We start from the raw sequence: 4,694 nt of genomic DNA on the forward strand, positions 1-4,694 counted from the left end.
CTCGCCACGCCGGCCGCGCGCGCGGCAGAGCACTGGGGCGCCCGCCCCGGCCCCTGCGCCCGGCCGCCGGGGCGCGCCCCTCGCCCCCGCACGTCGCCGTGAGCCGCGCGCCCCTGCGGCATGGCTGCGCTTTCGGTTGGCGGCGAAATCGCCTATCACCCTTGCGACCAAAGGGATGAGGCGGCGATGTTCTGGGTGATGGCGGCGGCGATGGTGGTGCTGGTGGCTGTGGCGGTGCTGCGCCCCTTCCTGGGCCGCGGTGCCGCCACGGTCGAGCCGCCTGCCGCCTATGACCTCCGCGTCTACCGCGACCAGCTGCGCGAGGTGGACCGCGACGTGTCCCGCAAGGTGCTGTCCGAGGCCGATGCCGAGCGCCTGCGGGTCGAGATCGGGCGCAAGGTGCTCGAGGCCGACCGGGCGCTGGCGCGGCAGACCGCGCCCCGGGGGGTCGCCCCGCGGCCGCTGGCGGCGGCGCTGGTGCTGGTCGCGCTGATCGCGGCCAGCGGCGCGGTCTACTGGACGTTCGGCAGCCCGACGATGCCCGACCTGCCGCTCAAGGCCCGGATCGCGGCCGCCGACGCCCGCATCGCCGCCCGCCCGACGCAGGCCGAGGCCGAGACCGCTGCCGCCGCGGCCCGCCCCGCCACCCCGACGCCGCCGACCCAGGCCGATGCCGACTACGTCAAGCTGGTCGAGCAGCTGCGCACCGCCGTGGCAAGCCGGCCGGGCGACCAGCAGGGCCTTGCCCTGCTAACCGAGCACGAGGCGCGGCTGGGCAATTTCACCGCCGCGCGCGAGGCGCAGGCGGGGCTCATCAAGGCAAAGGGCAGCGACGCCGACGCGCTCGACTACGCCCGCCTCGCCGGGCTGATGATCGAGGCCGCCGGCGGCGCCGTCTCGCGCGAGGCGGAAACGGCCCTCGACGAGGCGCTGAAGCGCGACCCGCAGAACGGGCAGGCGCTCTATCTGCGCGGGCTGATGCTGGCGCAGGTGGACCGGCCCGACCTCGCCTTCCCGATCTGGCGCGACCTGCTCGAAAGCGGGCGCGAGGACGGACCGTGGATGGCGCCGATCCGCCAGCTCATGCCCGACCTGGCGTGGCTCGCCGGGCATCCCGACTACCGGATGCCGGGCGACGCGCCGGCGGGGGCGCCGATGATGCCCGGGCCTGATGCCGCCGCCGTGGCCGCGGCGGGCGACATGACGCCCGAAGAACAGCAGCAGATGATCGCCGGGATGGTCCAGCGCCTCGAGACGCGGCTTTCGGAAGAGGGCGGCACGCCGGAGGAGTGGAGCCGGCTGATCACCTCGCTCGTGCGGCTCGGCAACACCGACCACGCGCGCGAGATCCTGGCCGAGGCCAAAACCCGTTTCGCGTCCCAGACCGAAGCCCTCGCCACCGTCACCGCCGCCGCCGACAGCGTCGGGCTGAAATGATCTGCCCCGACATGACCGCCTTTGCCGCGGCGCTGCCGCGGGCCGGGGCGCTCGCCGGGCTCGACCTCGGGACGAAGACCATCGGGGTGGCGGTGTCGGACGGGCTGCGGCAGGTCGCCTCGCCGCTGACGGTGATCCGGCGGGTGAAGTTCACCCAGGATGCCGCTGCCGTGCTGGCGCTGGCGGCCGAGCGCGGCCTTGCCGGGCTCGTGCTGGGGCTGCCACTGAACATGGACGGCAGCGAGGGGCCGCGCGCCCAGTCCACCCGGGCCTTCGCCCGCAACCTCGAGCGGCTGACGCCGCTGCCGATCGGCTTCTGGGACGAGCGGCTGTCCACCGTCGCGGCCGAGCGCGCGCTGATCGAGGGCGACACCTCGCGCAGGCGCCGCGCCGAGGTGATCGACCAGGTGGCGGCGGGGTATATCCTGCAAGGGGCGCTCGACCGGCTGCGGTATCTCGGATGAGCGTCGCGAGCCCCTGCCGCAACATCTGCACGCTGGACCGCGACCGCCGCCTGTGCCTCGGCTGCGGGCGGACGCTGGACGAGATCGGCCGCTGGTCGCGGATGAGCGAGGCCGAGAAGCAGGCGGTGCTCGACCGCCTCGCCCGCCGGGCGGCGGACTGACGGGACCGAAGGGCGCGCACGGGGGGTGAGTCGGGGCCATGCCCGGACCCTGCCACGGCGCCGGTTAACATCCGCTGAACGCCGGTCTCTTCCGCACGAACCTTCCCATTCTCCCTTGCTAAAATATCCCGCGGGGGTGCGGGGGCGCGAAGCCCCCGCCTGCGGCGCCGCACGTCCCGCGCCGCCCCTTGCCCCCCGGGCGCGGATTTGGCACCTCCGGCGCATGGTCGATCCCGTGTCCCACCCCGTCACCGCCGCCTACGAGGCCCGCGTCGCCGCCGGCGCGCTCAGCGGCGACCCCGCGCAGCGCGCCGTCCTGCCGGTGCTCGACCGGCTGGTGGCGGCGGCGCCCCGCCAGCCGGCGCCGGGCAAGGCGGGCGGGCTGCTCGGCCGGCTGTTCGGGGCGGCGGCCTCGGCCCCGCCGCAGGGGCCGGCGCCGCGCGGGCTGTATCTCTGGGGCGGTGTCGGGCGCGGGAAGTCCATGCTGATGGACCTGGTGATGGAGACCGCCCCCACCGACGCCAAGCGCCGGGTGCATTTCCACGCCTTCATGCAAGAGGTCCACGCCGGCCTCAACGCTGCCCGCGCGCGGGGCGACGCCGATGCGGTGCGGCCCGTGGCGGACGCCATCGCCGACAAGACGCGGCTCTTCTGCTTCGACGAGATGCAGATCACCGACATCGCCGATGCGATGATCGTCGGGCGGCTGTTCCAGGTGCTGTTCGACCGCGGCGTGGTCGTCGTCACGACCTCGAACCGGGTGCCCGAGGACCTCTACAAGCACGGGCTGAACCGGGCGCTGTTCCTGCCCTTCATCGCGCTCATCCGCGAGCGGATGCAGGTGGTGCGCCTCGACAGCGACACCGACCACCGGCAGGACCGGACGCAGGGCGGGCAGGTCTGGTTCTCGCCCGCCGACAGCGTCGCGCGCGAGGCGCTGGATGCGGCATGGGACGCGCTGACCGACGGCGCGGCGCCCGTGCCCTTCGACCTGCCCGTGGGCGGGCGCGCGGTGCCGATCCCGGCCGCCGCGGGCACGGTCGCGCGGGCGGGGTTCTGGGATCTCTGCGGCAAGGCGCTCGGCCCGGCCGACTACCTCGCCCTGGCCGAGCGGTTCGAGGTGCTGATCCTCGACGCCATCCCCCGGCTCGGCTCGCAGAACTACGACGCGGCCAAGCGCTTCGTCACGCTGGTCGATGCGCTTTACGAGGCGCGGGTGCGGCTGATCGCCAGCGCCGCCGATGAGCCCGAACGGCTGTATATCGAAGGCACCGGCAGCTTCGAGTTCGAGCGCACGGCCTCGCGCCTGCGCGAGATGCGCGATGCCGCCTGGGGGCGGAACCGCGCCGCGGACTGAGCCGCGGGCAAGGCCCCTGCCTCGCTCAGGCGTCGTCGCCCGCGGGCTCGCGCTCGCGTTCGCGCAGCGGAAAGACGATCGCCACCCGCGTCCCGCGATCCGAGCTCTCGACGCCCAGCCGGCCGTCGATCTGCTGGACGAAGGCCTCGATCAGCCCGGTGCCGATCCCCGGCTCGCGCGCGGGATCATGGGTGGCGGCAGTGCCGATGCCGTCGTCGGTAACCGACAGCTCGACCCGCTCGGGGTCGAGCCGCCGCAGCACCACCCGGATGGTCCCGCGCCGCCCGGCGGGAAAGGCGTATTTCAGCGCGTTGGTCATCACCTCATTGAGCAGCAGCCCCAGCGGCGCGGCGCGCGCGGTGGGCAGGCACTCGGCGGCGATGTCGCAGCGCACCTCGATCTGCGTCGCATCCGCGACCGAATGGGCGACCGAGTTGACGACCTCGGGCAGGTAGCGCTCGGCGGCGACCTCGGACACGTCCGCGGCGCGGTTGAGCGCCCGGTAGAGCGCCGTCACCGCCGCCAGCCGCGTCACGATTCCCGCCAGCGCCCGCTGGCCGGCGGGCTCGTCCAGCCGCCGCGCCTCCATCCGCACGATCGAGGTGATCATGGCGAGCGTGTTCATTACCCGGTGGTTCAGCTCGGCAAGCAGGTTCTCGGCCTTCTGCCGCGCCTCCTCGCGCTCGCGCTCGATCCTCAGCCGCTCGGTGACGTCGCGGAAGACGAGGGCGAAACAGCCGTCGGGCTTCACCGGCGTGGCGAAGACGTCGAAGTCGCGGCCCATCACCTCGGACCGGCTCTGGAACCGGATCGAGGTGCCACGGGCGACCTGATCGTAGCGCTCGAACCACTCCTGCTCGAGCCCGGGGACCATCTCGCGCGCGGTGCGGCCCTCGGCGCCGACCAGCCCGGTCATCGTCTCGAACAGCGGATTGGTCTCGAGGAAGCGATAGTCGAGCGGCGCGCCGTCCGGCCCGCGCAGCATCTCGCACAGGCAATAACCGTCGTCGATCACCTCGAAGAGCTGGTCGAGATAGGGGCGGGCGAGGGTCACGCGAATCGCTTTTCGAAAAGGCTGACGGGGGTATGCAGGCGCCCGATATAACACGGAAATCCGCGCCGCAACGGACCGATCAGCCGTTCTCGCGCAGCACCCGTCCGGCGAGGTACAGCGAGCCGCAGATCAGCAGCCGCGCGCCGGGATGGGCGGCGGCGAGCGCCCGGAACCCCGCGCTCGCATCCGCGGCGGTGCCGGCCGGCAGCCCGGCGGCGCGG

The 4,694-nt window shown here is 73.8% G+C and carries 5 protein-coding genes and 1 pseudogene; 4 read left to right on the forward strand and 2 right to left on the reverse strand.

All coding sequences use genetic code 11. The annotated features are described in order from the left end of the window. Positions 1–186 precede the first annotated feature (186 nt). From ccmI to zapE, 4 genes are all read left to right on the forward strand, one after another. The gene (gene ccmI / locus ACFHYO_RS05325) at positions 187–1,437 is read left to right on the forward strand and encodes a c-type cytochrome biogenesis protein CcmI (protein WP_394318890.1); all 1,251 of its coding nucleotides are present in this window, start codon (positions 187–189) and stop codon (positions 1,435–1,437) included. Beyond that, positions 1,434–1,901 (forward strand): Holliday junction resolvase RuvX, encoded by a 468-nt coding sequence (gene ruvX / locus ACFHYO_RS05330; protein ID WP_036704438.1) that lies wholly within the window; start codon positions 1,434–1,436, stop codon positions 1,899–1,901. The genes ccmI and ruvX overlap by 4 nt, the downstream gene beginning before the upstream one ends. Next, the gene (locus tag ACFHYO_RS05335) at positions 1,898–2,062 is read left to right on the forward strand and encodes a DUF1289 domain-containing protein (protein WP_394318892.1); all 165 of its coding nucleotides are present in this window, start codon (positions 1,898–1,900) and stop codon (positions 2,060–2,062) included. Before ruvX ends, ACFHYO_RS05335 begins: the two co-directional genes overlap by 4 nt. 235 nt (positions 2,063–2,297) lie before the next feature. Next, entirely contained in the window at positions 2,298–3,419 is a 1,122-nt protein-coding gene (gene zapE, locus ACFHYO_RS05340; RefSeq protein WP_394318894.1) for a cell division protein ZapE, read from the forward strand. A 25-nt stretch (positions 3,420–3,444) separates the two neighbouring features. Here zapE and ACFHYO_RS05345 read toward each other — a convergent pair whose 3' ends face one another. Both ACFHYO_RS05345 and ACFHYO_RS05350 read right to left on the reverse strand, forming a co-directional pair. Further along, entirely contained in the window at positions 3,445–4,473 is a 1,029-nt protein-coding gene (locus ACFHYO_RS05345) for a sensor histidine kinase (protein ID WP_394318895.1), read from the reverse strand. A 79-nt stretch (positions 4,474–4,552) separates the two neighbouring features. Further along, positions 4,553–4,694: pseudogene (locus ACFHYO_RS05350) on the reverse strand (bifunctional folylpolyglutamate synthase/dihydrofolate synthase); the annotation flags it as partial.

The sequence above is a fragment of the Paracoccus panacisoli genome (genome assembly GCF_042435015.1).
GTDB classification, from domain to species: Bacteria; Pseudomonadota; Alphaproteobacteria; order Rhodobacterales; family Rhodobacteraceae; genus Paracoccus; species Paracoccus panacisoli.

What these genes read in the sequence shown, in the direction of transcription:
- ruvX (WP_036704438.1), top strand. Translation starts at nt 1,434, where the DNA reads ATGATCTGCCCCGACATGACCGCCTTTGCCGCGGCGCTGCCGCGGGCC.
- ccmI (WP_394318890.1), top strand. Translation starts at nt 187, where the DNA reads ATGTTCTGGGTGATGGCGGCGGCGATGGTGGTGCTGGTGGCTGTGGCG.
- ACFHYO_RS05335 (WP_394318892.1), top strand. Translation starts at nt 1,898, where the DNA reads ATGAGCGTCGCGAGCCCCTGCCGCAACATCTGCACGCTGGACCGCGAC.